The 17,239-nt window shown below is 40.5% G+C and carries 13 protein-coding genes; 3 read left to right on the top strand and 10 right to left on the bottom strand.

Features of this window, described 5'->3' with window-relative positions; genetic code table 11:
- The 3 genes from OM33_RS03295 to OM33_RS03285 form a co-directional block, all read right to left on the bottom strand.
- Positions 1-618: a YigZ family protein gene (locus OM33_RS03295; protein WP_038638738.1), complete on the bottom strand. Its 618-nt coding sequence runs from the start codon at positions 616-618 to the stop codon at positions 1-3.
- Between the two features lie 59 nt (positions 619-677).
- Positions 678-2,000 (bottom strand): Xaa-Pro dipeptidase, encoded by a 1,323-nt coding sequence (gene pepQ / locus OM33_RS03290; protein WP_038638734.1) that lies wholly within the window; start codon positions 1,998-2,000, stop codon positions 678-680.
- Between the two features lie 103 nt (positions 2,001-2,103).
- Positions 2,104-3,996: a transglycosylase SLT domain-containing protein gene (locus OM33_RS03285; RefSeq protein ID WP_038638731.1), complete on the bottom strand. Its 1,893-nt coding sequence runs from the start codon at positions 3,994-3,996 to the stop codon at positions 2,104-2,106.
- A gap of 327 nt (positions 3,997-4,323) precedes the next feature.
- Between OM33_RS03285 and fadB the strand changes: the two genes are divergently transcribed.
- The 3 genes from fadB (at position 4,324) to tusA (ending at position 8,029) form a co-directional block, all read left to right on the top strand.
- A complete protein-coding gene (gene fadB, locus OM33_RS03280; RefSeq protein ID WP_038638729.1) occupies positions 4,324-6,486 on the top strand; it encodes a fatty acid oxidation complex subunit alpha FadB in 2,163 nt (720 codons plus the stop codon).
- A gap of 1 nt (position 6,487) precedes the next feature.
- Entirely contained in the window at positions 6,488-7,651 is a 1,164-nt protein-coding gene (gene fadA, locus OM33_RS03275) for an acetyl-CoA C-acyltransferase FadA (protein WP_038638728.1), read from the top strand.
- 135 nt (positions 7,652-7,786) lie between these two features.
- Positions 7,787-8,029 (top strand): sulfurtransferase TusA, encoded by a 243-nt coding sequence (gene tusA, locus OM33_RS03270; protein ID WP_038638725.1) that lies wholly within the window; start codon positions 7,787-7,789, stop codon positions 8,027-8,029.
- Between the two features lie 59 nt (positions 8,030-8,088).
- On the opposite strand, the gene OM33_RS03265 is transcribed toward tusA, so the two are convergent.
- From OM33_RS03265 to dnaN, 7 genes are all read right to left on the bottom strand, one after another.
- A complete protein-coding gene (locus OM33_RS03265; protein WP_038638722.1) occupies positions 8,089-8,547 on the bottom strand; it encodes a hypothetical protein in 459 nt (152 codons plus the stop codon).
- Between the two features lie 178 nt (positions 8,548-8,725).
- Complete coding sequence (gene glyS / locus OM33_RS03260) at positions 8,726-10,792, bottom strand: glycine--tRNA ligase subunit beta (protein ID WP_038638719.1); 2,067 nt, start codon at positions 10,790-10,792, stop codon at positions 8,726-8,728.
- Positions 10,793-10,794: 2 nt separating this feature from the next.
- Positions 10,795-11,718, bottom strand: coding sequence for a glycine--tRNA ligase subunit alpha (gene glyQ, locus OM33_RS03255; RefSeq protein ID WP_038638717.1), 924 nt, complete (start codon positions 11,716-11,718; stop codon positions 10,795-10,797).
- 133 nt (positions 11,719-11,851) lie between these two features.
- Positions 11,852-12,469: a hypothetical protein gene (locus OM33_RS03250; protein WP_038638715.1), complete on the bottom strand. Its 618-nt coding sequence runs from the start codon at positions 12,467-12,469 to the stop codon at positions 11,852-11,854.
- 117 nt (positions 12,470-12,586) lie between these two features.
- Positions 12,587-15,004: a DNA topoisomerase (ATP-hydrolyzing) subunit B gene (gene gyrB / locus OM33_RS03245; protein ID WP_038638712.1), complete on the bottom strand. Its 2,418-nt coding sequence runs from the start codon at positions 15,002-15,004 to the stop codon at positions 12,587-12,589.
- 12 nt (positions 15,005-15,016) lie between these two features.
- A complete protein-coding gene (recF, locus tag OM33_RS03240; protein ID WP_038638709.1) occupies positions 15,017-16,111 on the bottom strand; it encodes a DNA replication/repair protein RecF in 1,095 nt (364 codons plus the stop codon).
- 24 nt (positions 16,112-16,135) lie between these two features.
- Entirely contained in the window at positions 16,136-17,239 is a 1,104-nt protein-coding gene (dnaN, locus tag OM33_RS03235) for a DNA polymerase III subunit beta (RefSeq protein ID WP_038638707.1), read from the bottom strand.

The raw sequence follows: 17,239 nt of genomic DNA, 5'->3' as shown, positions 1-17,239 counted from the left end.
TTACTGTTTTACTTTTAACTCAACAGCACCATTGGATATTTCATAAATATCTTTTATCGCCTGCGCTGCATTTCGCTCATCAATGGCGATTTGCCATGCAATATTTGCGGAGAAGTCTTTCTCAATATTACTACCACTAAACTGAGTATTAATATGTTGTTCAATTACCCCTTGTAGCGCATAACTCGATTCACCAAGTAATGTCACCATTGGAACACGAGTTAGTACTTCAATGTTATTCAATGCATTATTAAGTGAGCCACCATATGCACGAACCAGCCCACCTGTGCCCAACTTTATGCCGCCAAAATAGCGCGTAATTACCGCTGTGATTTCACCAAGCCCAGAGCCCATAAGCACATTTAACATTGGCTTTCCAGCCGTACCATTTGGTTCACCATCGTCAGAAAACCCCAGTACATGACTACCACCTGGCTCCCCCGCCACATGCGCCCAACAATTATGACGTGCATCTGGGTACTCTTCATTGATGCTTTTTATAAAGGCTTTTGCATCTGCAATGCTAGGTGTATGTGCAATATGTACAATAAAGGTGCTTTTTTTTATTTCTTCACGATACAAGGTTCGTGTTGCTGGGTATTGGTATTCTTGAGTCATAACTTACAAACTAAAAAGGAGCCATATGGCTCCTTAAAGTGTATCACTTGTTATTTAGATTAAGCTAAACCTAAATCACGCGTCATATTTTCATTGCGGTCTTGATGAACAATCACGTTATCCTCAATACGAATACCACCAAATGGCTTAAATGCTTCAACTGTTTGCCAGTTGATGTATTGATTGTTATCTGTTTGCGCCAGGTCTGCTAACAGTGAATCAATAAAGTAAAGTCCAGGCTCAATGGTAAACACTTGGTTCGCTTCAATTAAGCGTGTACAACGTAAGAATGGATGACCTTCAGGTGGTGCTTGGTGTGTACCACGTTCATCCGCCATAAAGCCACCCATATCGTGTACTTGTAAACCTAAGTGGTGGCCTAAACCATGTGGGAAGAACGTTGAACTAATGCCTTTCTCAATAATGGCTTCAGGCGATAAGTTCACAATCTTAAATTCACTTAGGACCTGCGCTACTCGTTGATGACAATCTAAATGCAATTCACCGTACTTAATGCCTGGCTTTAACCCTTCACATAATGCCTGTTGATGCGCATTCATCGTACTGACTAATTCAGCAAACGGACCTTGCTGCTTAAAATCGTAAGTACGGGTGATATCAGCCGCGTAACCATTAAAGTTGGCACCCGCGTCAATCAGAAATGATAAATGTTGATCGGGCTTCGCAATATCTAAATGGGTATAATGCAAAATCGCACAGTTCTTGTTAAGAGCAACTATATTGCCATAAGGCATTTGGTTTTCGGTGTGCTGTGTTGCCACAAGGTACGCATGCTGAATATCATACTCAGAACCTCCTGCATAAAAAGCATCACGCGCAGCCTTATGGCCAAGTACTGCCAAACGGTTTGCTTCTCGTAAACATACTAATTCGTAATCGGTTTTGTATGCACGGTGATAATGCAGATAGTTCAAAACACCTTCTGGGTTAATTGCAGAAAAACCAAGTGCTTTCGCAACTTCAATATATTCACCAATATAAGCAAACTTTTCTTTGTCATATGGCAGCAGTTGCTCAACTTGCTCAGGTGATTTTAACAATGAGATATCAAAATACTCAGCCCAAAAATCACTTGGCTCATCTGGCACTTTATGCCAAAAATCCACAGGGCGATAAAAAATAAGCTTTGGCTTATCCACACCATTAACGACTAACCAACAATGTGGATTATCGATAACAGGTAACCATGCTTTAAACTGAGGATTAACTTTAAACGGGTAATCCATATCATCTAAAAATTGGCGTTTCGCTTGACCTGAGTGAATGATCAGACCATCAAGTCCTTCACGCGCTAGTACATCTTTAGTACGTGACTGTAAGGTTGCAATATGCGCTGCATAAGTTGTTGAAAGTTTATCCATTATTAATCCAGTTCAGTGTGTTCTTTATCAAGTGTACCATCTCTAAGTGCCAATCATAATAGGCAGCATTCAATCAAAATTGTCTGCAAGTAATTTGCCAAATCTACTTTTGTATCTTCATGGCTATTAGATCATCAAACAAGTTATCTTTATTTCCAGCACGGGTTGCATACACCTGTCGATACGCAAATACATTTTTAACGTACTCTCGGGTCTCGCGATACGGTATCGCTTCTACCCAGAGATCAAAATCCACTGCTTCTTTTGGTAACCAGCGTTTCACTTTGTGATAACCCGCATTATATGAAGCGGTAGCAATCACCTCATTCCCCTTACTCTTTTTCTTAAGATAGTTAAGGTATTGCGTGCCTAAGCGAATATTAATATGCGGTTTTTTTAGTTGATGCTGACTGACCTTACCTTTATTCACATAACGCGCGGTACTTGGCAATAACTGCATAAGGCCTACAGCACCAGCACTGGAATATGCATCGGAAGCAAACGAGCTTTCGCGACGGGAAATTGCATAAGCCCATGTTGTGTCGACTTTGCTGCGATTGCTATAGCGTTCGAACTGCTCGCTGTAAGGTGTTGGAAAGCGATAGTCGAGTAAGTTAAATGCTTTTAGCTGACTCATCACACGGATAACACTATCGTGCCAACCCATTTGATTCGCTAAGCTCGCCGCAGCCAGTTTTTCTTCGTCGGTGGAACCGACAATAAGGGCGTTCCACTCACGACGAGCTGAATAAAAGCGCTCAAGTTCATAAAGTGCTTGGGCTCGTTTAAACGCTGGGTTTTCACTTACCAGTTTTTGACTTTTAGGATCGACCACAGCAGGCTGATATTCAAGAGACACCTCAAGTCCTAAACGTGACGCAGCCAAAAAGCCATAGTAATCGCGTTTTTTCGCAAGTGCTTGCCAAAGCGCTTGTGCTTGCTGTTTTTTCCCCACCTTATCATGAGCATAAGCAAGCCAGTAGCGGTAACCATTATTCAATGTTTTACCGGTTGAATAAGCGATGATGCCCTGCCAATCTTGTTCACGCAACATGTTGCTTAACTGCCATTGCATCAACTTACTGTCGTGCCTTTCAGGCGCGACTTTATTCAGGTAAAACTTTGCTTCTTTGTGTTTACCTGAGGCCAGAGATAAAGCAAAAATATAATACAGTGATTGTTTTTGTTGCTCTGAATAGTCAAACATCGTCTCGAGCTTTTGCCAAGCTCTGATAGCTAAATCACGATCTCGCCACACCAAACGTTTCACACCGTAGAGCGCTATTTGACCCTCTTTTTCAGTACGTTTTTTAAAACGATAAAGCCCAGCAGCTGCGGAGGGGTCTCGTCTTACTGTTTTATACAAATCTGTTAAATAGCGCTCATCTTTGGGCAGTAGTCGACTTAAAAAACTCAGTAAGCTGGTATCGCCTTTTTCAGACACTTTGGTAATCCGTTGCCAAACAAGATCTTGACTTAAGTGCCCTGCTTTTCGCCAGTTTGCGAACAAGTTATCACATGCTTTCGGTTGTGATTTTGCCACATTCCAAAGCTCATCGACTTGATTGAAAATCGCCTCTTTTGGTGCACCTAACTTAAGCTGATAGGTTAAATAAGTACAGTGATACTCAGCATTACTAGTAGGCCTAAATGCATCTATATAAAGTGCTTTTTGATTACGTTTAATTAAGTTATCTAACCAAGCAGAGCGTACTTTCCACTCTAAAGGAGTGCCCTGATAGGTATCTAAAAACTTATTAATTTCTTTTTTATTCGATAACTTAGGATAGTTTTCTAAAAAGGTCGCTTCAGCATAAGGTGAAAGTGGATGAGATGACTGTTTTAAAGCCAAATAAAACTTTTTTTTGTCATTTTTTTTAGCGAGCTTTTCTAACGCCAAAAATTCTTTATGTACTGTTTTATCAACACTTGCACTCAACGAAGGAGACGAAATGACTAAGCTAACAAGCGTTGTTAAAATCCATGATTTTTTCACTGTTTTGCTCTCTTTACCGCAGTAGTTAAAATGCCCTGCGGCTCTCTATTCAAATAAATTTAAAAATGCGCTGCATAATTCTAGCGTTTACCCAAACTGCAGTAATGTCATCTTAATCAATGTAAACCTAAACGTCAGCCTTTTAAGCTTAATCCCCTTATTGATACGACCACTGACAACGCTCACGTTAATTTTTTTGTCCAGTTTTTAATCTTATGTAAAAAGCCAACTAAAATTTTAATTGCAATTTAATCGCAAAGAAGCGACACTGCGTAAAAACCAAACTCATCGTACCAGTTGTGGTGCGAGAAATTAGGGAGCAATACTATGCTATTTCAAAGCGAATCTTTTCAGGTTGCTTTTGTTAAAGACAACATTGCTGAGTTTAAGTTCTGTGTTCCAGGCTCAGTAAATAAACTTTCTCAGCAAACTCTTAGCGACTGTGGCGCTGCATTAAAAGAGCTAGCTGCTAATAAAGATATTAAAGGTATGATTTTCACCAGTGATAAAGATCACTTTATTGTTGGTGCTGACATTTTTGAATTTTTACCTACCTTTAAAAAATCTGAAGAAGAACTAACTCAGTGGATTAAAAATGCTACTGACGTTTTCGACCTACTCGAAGATTTACCTTTCCCAACTATTTCAGCAATCAATGGCATGGCCCTTGGTGGTGGTTGTGAATGGGTACTTGCTACTGACTTCCGTGTAGCAAGTGAAGAATTAAAAATGGGCTTACCTGAAGTTAAACTAGGCATTATGCCAGGCTTTGGCGGTACTGTTCGTCTACCGCGTATTATCGGTGCAGATAATGCGATGACGTGGATTACAACTGGTAAAGAACACCGCGCTAAACAAGCGCTTGCTGTCGGTGCTGTTGATGCCGTTGTAGCAAAAGACAAACTGGTTGACTCAGCTATCAAAATGGTTGAGCTTGCGGCAAACGGTAAACTTGATTGGCAAGCAAAACGCCAAGCAAAGTTAGACCCACTTGCAATGAACCAAATGGAACAAGGCATGAGCTTTGCGACAGCGCAAGGCATGGTATTTGGTAAAACTAAAGGTCATTACCCTTCTCCGCTAATGGCTGTTGCAACGATTAAAGCGGCTGCAAACCACGGCCGTGCTGAAGCTATGGCAATTGAGAATATGAACTTTGCAAAGCTAGCTAAAACCGATGAAGCAGCAGCACAGGTAGGTATTTTCCTTGCAGACCAGTTTATTAAATCTAAAGCTCGCAAACTTGCTAAAAACAGTTCAACTGATATCAAGCAAGCTGCGGTATTGGGTGCAGGTATTATGGGTGGCGGTATTGCATACCAGTCTGCTTATAAAGGCACGCCAATCATTATGAAAGACATCAACCAAGGTGCGCTTGATCTTGGTATGCAAGAAGCCTCTAAACTGCTTGGCAATAAAGTTCAACGCGGACATATGAAGCTTGATAAAATGGTTGCAACATTAGGCGCAATCAAACCAACGCTAAGCGATGACGATGTTAAAAAAGCAGACATTATTGTTGAAGCGGTTGTTGAAAATCCAAAGATTAAACAAGCAGTGCTTTCTCAACTAGAAAAAGACATGCCTGAAGGCACAGTGCTGACATCAAATACTTCAACTATTCGTATTGATGAGTTAGCAAGCGCACTTGAAAAACCAGAAAATTTCTGTGGTATGCACTTCTTCAACCCTGTGCACCGTATGCCATTGGTTGAAATTATTCGCGGTGAAAAAACATCTGACGAAACCATTAATGCCGTTGTTGATTACGCATTAAAATTAGGTAAGTCACCAATTGTTGTAAATGACTGCCCAGGTTTCTTTGTGAACCGTGTGCTGTTCCCTTACTTTGCCGGCTTTAACCAATTAGTGGTTGAAGGCGCAGATTTTGCGAAAGCAGATAAAGTGATGGAAAACGTGTTTGGCTGGCCAATGGGCCCTGCTTACCTGCTTGATGTTGTTGGTCTTGATACAGCAAATCACTGTACAGGTGTGATGGCGGACGGTTTCCCTGAGCGTATGGCTGAACAAGAAAAAGATCCAGTTGCTCTGCTTGTTAAAGAAGGTCGTTTTGGTCAGAAAAATGGGAAAGGTTTCTACCAATATGCACCTGACCGTAAAGGTAAGCCAAAGAAAGCAAAAGATGCAGATGCAATTGCGCTACTAAGCACAATTTGCGATGCACCTAAAGAGTTTAGCAAAGAAGAAGTCATAGACCGCTGTATGATCCCAATGCTTAACGAAGTGCTACTTTGCTTACAAGAGAATATTGTTGCATCACCACAAGAAGCTGATATGGCACTTATTTACGGCTTAGGTTTCCCTCCATTCAGAGGTGGTGCGTTCCGTTATTTAGACCAAATTGGTTTAGCTAACTTTGTTGCAAAAGCAGACCAATACGCACACTTAGGTGCGATTTACCAAGTTTCTGATATCACGCGTCAGTGGGCAGAAGAAGGTCGTCAATTTTATTCAGTAGAGGGTGCATAATATGAAAACACCAGTAATTGTTGATTGTATTCGTACCCCTATGGGTCGTTCTAAAAACGGTGTTTTTAGAAATGTCCGTGCCGAAGATTTAAGTGCACAATTAATGAAAGGGTTAGTTGAACGTAACCCTGCTTTAAACCCAGCAGATATCGATGATATTTATTGGGGTTGTGTACAACAAACGCTAGAACAAGGCTTTAACGTTGCGCGTAATGCGCAGCTTTTAGCAGGCATTCCACACACAGTACCTGCAGCAACAGTTAACCGCTTATGTGGTTCATCAATGCAAGCATTACATGATGCAGCACGTGCAATTATGACCGGCTGTGGTGATGTTTACCTAGTTGGTGGTGTTGAACATATGGGTCACGTACCAATGAACCACGGTGTCGATTTTCACCCTGGTTTATCAAAGTCAGTAGCACAAGCTGCAGGCATGATGGGTTTAACTGCTGAATACTTAGGTAAGCAACATGGTATTTCTCGTCAACAACAAGACGAGTTTGCAGCACGTTCTCATGCACGAGCTCATGCAGCAACAGTTGAAGGTCGTTTCAAAAATGAAATCTACCCAATCACTGGTCACGATGCCGATGGTGCAATGATCTTAGTTGAAGATGATGAAGTGATTCGCCCTGAAACAACAGTAGAAGGCCTTTCACAGCTTCGCCCTGTGTTTGACCCAGCAAATGGTACGGTTACGGCTGGTACATCATCTGCGCTTTCAGATGGCGCATCTGCAATGCTTATTATGAGCGAAGAAAAAGCCAATGAGCTTGGTTTAACCATTCGTGCAAAAGTAAAAGCAATGGGTGTTGCGGGTTGCGATCCATCAATCATGGGTTACGGTCCTGTTCCGGCTTCTAAGAAAGCTTTAAAAGCAGCTGGCTTAACGATTGATGATATTGATGTAGCAGAGCTTAACGAAGCATTTGCAGCACAAGCATTACCGGTACTGAAAGATTTAGGTTTAACCGATGTGGTTGACGAAAAAGTTAACTTAAATGGTGGTGCAATTTCACTTGGTCACCCGCTAGGTTGTTCAGGTACACGAATCAGCACAACATTGATTAACCTTATGGAAGAAAAAGATGCGAAATATGGTCTTGCAACCATGTGTATTGGTTTAGGCCAAGGTATCGCTACCATTTTTGAACGCCCATAAGTTTAATCGAACGATTTATTCTTGGTGATAAGGCGCTGTCTCGAAAGAGCAGCGCCTTTTTTATTTGCTATGGTTTACATCACACGCTTAGCCACCTACAATTCCGCCTCTACTTTTTAACAGGGCTTAATTTTCATGACTGATTTTTCTAATGCAGACCATACTCTCGATGCTATTGGTCTTCGCTGCCCTGAGCCTGTAATGATGGTGCGTGGCGCGATTCGCAAAATGCAGCACGGAGAAACCTTAGTGGTGATTGCAGATGATCCATCAACAACGCGCGATATTCCCTCTTTTTGTCGCTTTATGGATCACACCTTGTTAGCACAAGAAGTGGATAATGAACCGTATAAATATTTAATAAAAAAAGGGCTTTAAACGCCCTTTTTTATTGCTGATAATTTTGCTTTTGAACCTTTTAGAATGAGTTCAACTGACTATTCGAAAATTTGATTAATAGTAACCAGAGGCGTACTTTTGTTGCGGAAGTTAATTGATACTTCATACCAGCCAGCTTCATAAGGCGTAAAACTAAAATAGTTGTACACACTGTCGCAGTTTGCTTGGACTGGAATACCCACTTCTAAAAACTTATCCAAGTCTTCATTTTTAAAACCACAGTTATAACCTTGTGTCCAATTCGCGTCTGCTACTTTAAATTCGTACGCTTTACCAATTGAGCCAAATTTTACCTTTGTGCTGTAAACATTGGCAGTTTGCTGTGTTAGTTGATAGGCTTTTTGCGCCTCCCAAAGTGTAAAGTCACCACGCAAATATAGTGTGGTATCAACATTACCCACATTGCTTGTTTGTTCTAACAGGCTATCGTCTGTGCTTGAGCAACCAACTAGTACTAAACTAGCAAGTGCCAGAGTTGAAAGTGATGCTTTATTCATTGTTATTATCCGCGATTTTCTAAGCTTAATTACTATACTAAATATCGTAAGATTTTATGCAAGCAACGTTTTTACCTGTTGCGAATATTTCCGCTATAACTAAGCTAAATACTGAATAAGTAAATTTAAAATAAAAAAGCCGGTGTGTTATCACCGGCTTTTTATAATTCGATTTATCTTACTTTTGTAACAGTGAAATATCTGCTACTTGCAAGAATAAACTTCTAAGTTGGCTTAGTAATGTTAAGCGATTTAGTTTCACCGCTTCATCATCGGCCATAACCATTACGTTATCAAAGAAGGTATCAACTACTTCGCGTAAATCAGCAAGACTTGCCAAAATAGTTTGGTAATCATGTGCAGCAAATGCAGGTGCTAGCTCTACTTGGTAGTGTGCAATTTTATCTGCTAACTGCTTTTCAGCGTCCTCTGCTAATAGGCTCTCATTAACACTGTCAGCAAGCTCTACTTCATTCTTAGCCAAGATATTACCTACGCGTTTATTAGCCGCAGCTAGCGCTTCTGCCGCATCTAATTCGCGGAAGTGAGAAACCGCTTTAACACGTTGGTCAAAGTCTGCAGGCTTAGTTGGACGACGAGCCAATACTGCTTGAATAATATCAACACTAAAGCCTTCGTCTTGATACCAAGCACGAAAACGACCCAGCATAAAATCAATAACATCAGATTCAACATTATCATTGCTAAGCTTTTCGCCAAACAGCGATTTTGCTTTAGCTATTAAATCAACTAAGTCGAGGTTGTAACCCTTTTCAACAATAATACGCAATACGCCTAGTGATGCTCGACGTAGCGCAAATGGGTCAGAACCCTTTGGCGCTTGACCAATACCGAAAATACCCACAATCGTATCAAGCTTATCAGCCATTGCTACAGCAGCAGATACACCTGTGCTTGGTAACTCGTCACCTGCAAAACGCGGCATATATTGCTCGTATAGCGCTTTTGCAACTTCTGCATCTTCACCATCGTGCGTTGCATAGTGCATACCCATAACACCTTGCGTATCGGTAAATTCAAATACCATTGATGTCATAAGGTCACATTTTGCCAGTAAACCTGCACGTTTAGATTTTTCAACGTCTGCTTCGATTTGCTCAGCAATGTAACCAGCAAGTTCAGTAATACGGTCAGTTTTATCTTTAATGGTACCAAGCTGCTTTTGGAAAATAGCTTGGTCTAATTCAGGTAAGCGATCGATTAACGGACGTTTACGGTCAGTATTAAAGAAGAACTCAGCATCGGCTAAACGAGGACGAACAACCTTTTCATTACCTTCAATTACGTAACGAGGCTCTTTTGATTCAATGTTTGAAACAAATATAAAGTTAGGTAATAATTTTTTGTTTTCGTCATAAACTGGGAAGTACTTTTGGTCACCTTTCATGGTGTACACAAGTGCTTCAGACGGTACTTTTAAGAACTCTTCTTCAAACTTTGCCGTCAGTACTACTGGCCATTCAACAAGTGAAGTTACCTCTTCAACTAAGTCATCTTCTAAGTCCGCGATACCACCTACAGCTTGCGCAGCCTTTTGTGCATCAGCAAGAATAATCGCTTTACGTGCTTCGTAATCAGCCATTACTTTACCGCGCTCTTCTAAGACCGCTGGATATTGCTCGGCAGAATCAATGGTAAACTCTTGTTCACCCATAAAACGGTGGCCACGAATAGTACGGTCTGATGCAACACCTAAAATCTCACCGGCAACTAAATCACTGCCCATAAGCATAGTAAGCGTTTTAACAGGGCGAATAAATTGCGTTGTTTTATTACCCCAACGCATTGGTTTTGCAATCGGTAATTTAGCAAGTGCTTGCGCTGCAAGCTCAACGATAATTTCGCTAGTCGCTTTACCTTTTACTTCTTGTTTGAATAAAAGCCACTCGCCTTTTTCTGTTTTTAAACGGTCTGCTTGTTCAACTGTAATACCATTACCACGCGCCCAACCCTGAGCTGCTTTTGTCGCATTACCATCTTCATCAAATGCAACTGAAATTGCCGGGCCACGTTTCTCAACTACTTTGTCAGATTGAGACTCAGCAAGTGCTGCCACTTTTAATGCTAAACGACGTGGTGCTGCGTACCATTTTACACCTTCATGATTTAGCTCCGCAGCTTTTAACTCTGCTTCAAAGTTTGATGCAAAACTTTCAGCGAGCGTACGAAGTTGTGTTGGTGGTAGCTCTTCCGTGCCTAATTCAATTAAAAATTCTTTTGCCATGACTACTTCTCCTCACCACTTTTTTTACACATAGGAAAACCTAACGCTTCACGCGATGCGTAATACGCTTCAGCTGTTGCTTTGGTAAGGTTACGAATACGAAGAATATAACGTTGACGCTCTGTCACTGAAATTGCTTTACGTGCATCTAGTAAGTTAAATGCATGTGCTGCTTTCAAAATACGCTCGTATGCAGGAAGTGGTAAGGGTGTTTCTAGCGCTAATAACTCTTGTGATTCTTTTTCACATTGGTCAAAGAAACTAAATAAGAAATCAACATCAGCGTGTTCAAAGTTATAAGTCGATTGCTCTACTTCATTTTGATGAAAGATATCACCATATGTTACTTTGCTGCCGTCTGGCGCATGGTTCCAAACTAGGTCATACACTGAATCTACTTCTTGAATGTACATCGCTAAACGCTCAATACCATAAGTGATTTCACCTGTTACAGGTTTACACTCAAGGCCACCTACTTGCTGGAAATAAGTAAACTGAGTTACTTCCATACCGTTTAACCACACTTCCCAACCAAGCCCCCAGGCACCTAGCGTTGGGTTTTCCCAGTTGTCTTCAACGAAGCGAATATCGTGCACTAATGGGTCAATACCCAATACTTCTAAAGAGCCAAGATAAAGCTCTTGAATGTTATCTGGCGATGGTTTTAATGCAACTTGGAACTGGTAGTAATGTTGCAGACGGTTTGGGTTTTCACCGTAGCGGCCATCCGTAGGACGACGTGATGGTTGAACATAAGCAGTTGACATTGGCTCTGGGCCAAGTGCACGCAGACATGTCATTGGGTGCGATGTACCTGCACCTACTTCCATATCGAGTGGCTGAACGATAGTACAGCCGTTTTGTGCCCAGTAATCCTGTAATGCTAGGATCATTCCCTGGAAGGTTTTGATATCGTATTTTTGCATTGGCTTTAGCTGATATTTTAATCTGAAAAATTACGCAACAGTATACCGCGGCAGCAAACAGGTTTTAAGCGATTTGTTGTTTTACTACTAATAAAAAAGAGCCTTTATGGCCCTTTTCTTTTTTCACATTACTTTAGTTTGTACGTTTCCAGATTTTCATTTGCTCTGAACGTTTTGACACAGAGGCCATTTCTATCAGCCTATTATCTATTTCTGCATAACTGGGAAGATTGCACCCTTCGCGTTGTTTATCTGTTTTCTGCGTGCGATCAAAATTAGCTGGATAAAGAATGTCATAATCGGCTGTTGGGTGTTTTTTTCTTGAAAGTTGTGTGCCCCAAACCTGAGCTTTTCCACTGCGCTGCAAATAACGATCTTCAGAGGCACACTTTAACCATTTAGCTTGTTCATGACTTGGGTCTTTTTCTATGGCATTAATGGCGTACTGCATTGCATTTTTTGCGTCTTCTGCACTATTTCCATGTTGCATTATCATGGCTGCTGCAAAATATTCGTCGGCATTTAATGATGGCTTTGAAGCCATTAATTTAATCACCTTTTCACGTCTTATTTTATCACCCGGTACCATCACATTTTGTATATATGTTTTAACTTCATCACGCGGCAAAGTATAAATAGGTTCTCGCGCTTTTTGGTCTTCAGCAAGTAAGGTTAATAATTCAGATGCATTTAAATTTAAGGTAGTAATAAACAAGGCTATCAGCGAGATAAGTGGGTATTTCTTTAACATATTTTTCCCTTTTTTTTGAGTTAGAGAAGTCTACGTTCTTTAAAGTTCATTATAACTATCTTAAATTTAGGCAAAAAAAAGCCTTCCAATTGGAAGGCTTATGACTCTTATTTTTTACTACACATCTAAGTTAACAACTTTAAGTGCGTTTTGCTCAATGAAGTCACGACGAGGTTCAACCTGATCACCCATTAATGTCGAGAACAATTGGTCTGCACCAATTGCATCTTCAATCGTTACTTTCAACATACGACGTACTTCTGGGTCCATAGTTGTTTCCCAAAGTTGATCTGGGTTCATCTCACCAAGACCTTTGTATCGTTGAATGTATAAGCCACGCTTAGATTCTGAGATTAGCCAATCAAGTGCTTCTACAAAGCTAGACACTTGTAAAGTTTTTTCACCACGCTGAATATAGCCTCCTTCCTCAATTAGATTACCAATTTGCTCACCTGTTTTAGCAATTGATAAGTAATCGCGAGAAGTTAAGAACTCATAATTCAGCACGTGCTCACGGTCAACACCGTGTTGGCGAATAACTATATTTGGATAGAAGAGATTGCGCTCTTCGTCTTTCTTCACTTCTGCTGTGAATAAAGTCGCATCCACATCTTTTTCAGTCAGGTATGCTACAACACTTTCTGTCCAAGTACGTACTTTCGCTTCATCCGCTAAATCAGCTTCATTAATTCGTGTAGAGTAAATTAATGAATTAAGTACACTTAACGGATACTTACGTGTTAAACGCGTGATAATCGCTTCAGTTGCTTGGTAGTCTTTTACTAATGCTTCAAGAGCCACATCACTAATACCTGGAGCCTCTTCGTTTACGTGTAATGAAGAACCATCTAATGCAAGTGTTGTTAGGTATTCCGTTAACGCAGGATCATCTTTGATATAACGTTCTTGTTTACCCTTTTTCACTTTATAAAGCGGTGGCTGAGCGATGTATACGTAACCACGCTCTACTATTTCCGGCATTTGACGATAGAAGAAGGTCAATAGTAGCGTACGAATGTGCGAACCATCGACGTCAGCATCGGTCATGATAATAATGCTGTGATAACGCAGTTTTTCTGGGTTATATTCATCACGGCCAATACCACAACCCAATGCTGTGATTAGCGTTGCAACTTCTTGCGAAGATAGCATTTTATCAAAACGCGCTTTTTCTACGTTAAGAATTTTACCTTTCAGCGGTAGAATCGCCTGATTCTTACGGTTACGACCTTGCTTAGCCGAACCGCCCGCTGAGTCACCCTCCACTATATATAGTTCAGAAAGTGCTGGGTCTTTTTCTTGGCAGTCTGCTAATTTACCTGGTAGACCAGCTAAATCCATCGCACCTTTACGACGTGTCATTTCACGCGCTTTACGTGCAGCTTCACGGGCACGTGCTGCATCAATAATCTTAGTAACAACAATCTTTGCATCTTGTGGGTTTTCTAATAAGTATTCACTTAGTTTTTCACCCATTGCTTGCTCAACTGCTGATTTAACTTCGCTTGATACAAGTTTATCTTTGGTCTGAGAAGAGAATTTAGGATCAGGCACTTTAACTGAAATAACAGCTGTTAGACCTTCACGTGCATCATCACCTGAAGCACTGCTTTTCTCTTTCTTGTTAAAGCCTTCTTTATCCATATAGGTATTCAGTGTACGGGTTAGCGCACTTCTAAAACCTGCTAAGTGCGTACCACCATCACGCTGAGGAATATTGTTCGTGAAACAATAAATGCCTTCTTGGAAACCATCATTCCACTGCATTGCAACTTCAACACTAATACCATCTTCTTCACGTGTTGATGTGAAATGGAATACGTTCTGGTTAACCGGTGTTTTATTAGTGTTTAAGAATTCTACGAATGCTTGAATACCACCTTCATACTTAAAGTGGTCTCTTTTCTCATCACGCTCATCTGAAAGAATAATACTCACACCTGAGTTTAGGAATGAAAGTTCACGTAAACGCTTTGCAAGAATATCGTAGTGGAAATTAGTATCGCTAAAGGTTTCAGCACTCGGCCAAAAACGGATTTCGGTACCATTTGTTTCTGAGTCACCAACAACAGCTAGTGGCGCTGCAGGTTCACCCATATTATAGGTTTGCTCGTGAATTTTTCCGCCACGGCGAATCGTCAGCTTAAGCTTCTCTGATAGTGCGTTTACTACTGAAACACCTACACCGTGAAGACCACCAGAAACTTTATAAGAGTTATCATCAAACTTACCACCGGCATGAAGTACCGTCATAATAACTTCTGCGGCTGATACACCCTCTTCTTCGTGGATTTCAGTCGGAATACCACGACCATTATCGCGCACCGATACAGAGCCATCAGAATGGATGGTTACATAAACATCATCACAGTAGCCAGCTAAGGCTTCATCAATTGAGTTGTCTACAACCTCAAACACCATATGATGAAGACCCGTTCCATCATCCGTGTCACCTATGTACATCCCAGGACGCTTTCTAACTGCATCCAGTCCTTTTAGTACTTTAATACTCGACGAATCGTAATTTTCAGACATGGTTTCTTCCAATTAACTTGTTATTAGTTTGCCATGTTTCACGTGGAACACTTTCATATTTTTATTTAGAGGTTCCACCACAGCTGAAATACTGTCGTAATCAATTGCGCTTATAAAGAGCTGAGACGTTGAATGAGATAGAAGCTCACTCACAGCTTGCTTTGTTTCGCTGCTCAATTCCGACGGTAAATCATCAATTAAAAAAAGTGATTGTTTATCTGTTTCGCTTTCAATCAGGCTATTTTGACAAATTTTTAGCGCATACATTAAAAGCTTAAGTTGGCCACGCGATAAATAATTTTCGACAGCTATGCCATCAATTACAAAATTGATATCCGCCTTATGTGGCCCTTTACTGGTATGACCCAGTTTAGCGTCTCTTTCAAAGTTATTTCTCAGTTGTTCTGCTAAATCTTCTTCAGCCTTCCAACCAGGAGAAAAATCAAAAGTAAGACTTTTAAATAATTCAATCTGACTAGCTATCTTATCAAAAAACAGACTTGATAACCTAGTTATATATGAGGTTCTTAATGCATTTATCTTAGTTGCGATTGTTACAAATTCTTTATCCCAAAATTGAATTTGTTGCTCAAAGCCCTGCGGTTTTTGCTTCAACAATGCATTTCTTTGTTTTAATAGTTTATTAAAACGGTACCAATGGTAATAAAACTCTTGTTCCACGTGGAACAATCCTAAATCTAAAAAGCGTCTGCGTTCTTTGGGACCGCCAAAAAATAATTCGAAGCTTTCAGGTGTAATCACTTGAACCGGTAAGACTTCAGCAAGCTGAGCCATACGCTCACAGCGTTTTCCATGCACTTTGGCCAAGGTATCACCAGAGCGTTCTTTTTGCAGTCCAACAGGGATTTGTAAGCTGTTAAATTGCTTTTTGCCATGTAACACCATGGCATTCTTTTGATGTTGAATTACAGCTTTAAATTTAGATGTGCGAAATGACTTGCCATGAGAGAGAAAATAAATAGCTTCTAATAAACTACTCTTTCCACTGCCATTTTCACCAACAATAACATTGATTTCAGGTGAAGGGTCAAAGCTTAGCGCTTCAATATTACGAAAATTGGAAATATTAAAGTTAACTAAGCTCATTGATTAATCTTATAAAATCCAATTCTATAAACGCATTGGCATAACAACGTACATAGCGCCTTCGTCGCCTTGCCCCTCAATTAATGCACTGCTGTTTGAATCGAGTAAGGTAAATAAAACGTCATCCGTTTTAATTGTGTTTAACACATCAAGCAAATACGACACGTTAAAGCCTATTTCAAGATCAGGACCTTGATACATTACTTCAACAGTTTCTTCGGCTTGTTCTTGCTCTGGGTTATTTGCAGAAATAGTTAATTCACCTGAAGTAAGATTTAATCTCACACCACGGAATTTTTCATTTGATAAAATAGATACACGGGCAAATGCACTGCGTAACCATTCACGATTGGCAATAATCTGCTTATCACCACCTCGAGGTAATACACGACGATAATCAGGAAAGCGACCATCGACTAATTTAGACGTAAAGATAAATGCCTGATCGAGAATACGAACATGGTTAGCACCGAGTTGAATTTCAACACTTTCATCATCCACAATTAAAAGGCGCATAATCTCTTGCACACCTTTGCGGGGAATAATCACCTGACGTTGTGTGTTTAGCGATGCGCCAAGTGGCTTTTGAGCCAGCGCCAAACGGTGACCATCGGTCGCAACTGTTTTGACAACATCATTTTCTATTTCCAGCGACATACCGTTTAAATAATATCTAACATCTTGATTTGCCATGGAAAAACTTGTGCTTTCAAGTAATTTCCTAAGCTCTAATCGAGTTAGATTTAAGGTAACTTCACTGTCCCAGTTTTCTAAATTTGGAAAATCTTCAGCGGCTAGCGTCGCCAAAGAGAAACGGCTTTTACCTGATGTAAGTAGCACTTGTGCATCTTGAACAGTTAATGTGATATCAGAACTATCTGGCAAGCTCTTACAAATATCCAATAACTTTTTAGCTGGTAACGTTAGTTTGCAATTAGCTACAGGCTCGGCAAGCACAACGCTTGCAACTAATTCAATTTCCATATCTGTACCAGTGAAGTAAAGAACCCCTTCTTTTACTTCTAACAATACATTAGAAAGAATAGGTAACGTATGTTTGCGTTCAATCGCCCCTGAAACCTGCATTAAAGGTTGTAAAAATTGCTCGCGCGAAATTGTAATTTTCAT

Source organism: Pseudoalteromonas piratica, assembly GCF_000788395.1.
GTDB lineage: Bacteria > Pseudomonadota > Gammaproteobacteria > Enterobacterales > Alteromonadaceae > Pseudoalteromonas > Pseudoalteromonas piratica.
The sequence above is the reverse complement of the archived record's forward strand: the minus strand, read 5'-3'. Positions and strand labels throughout refer to the sequence as shown.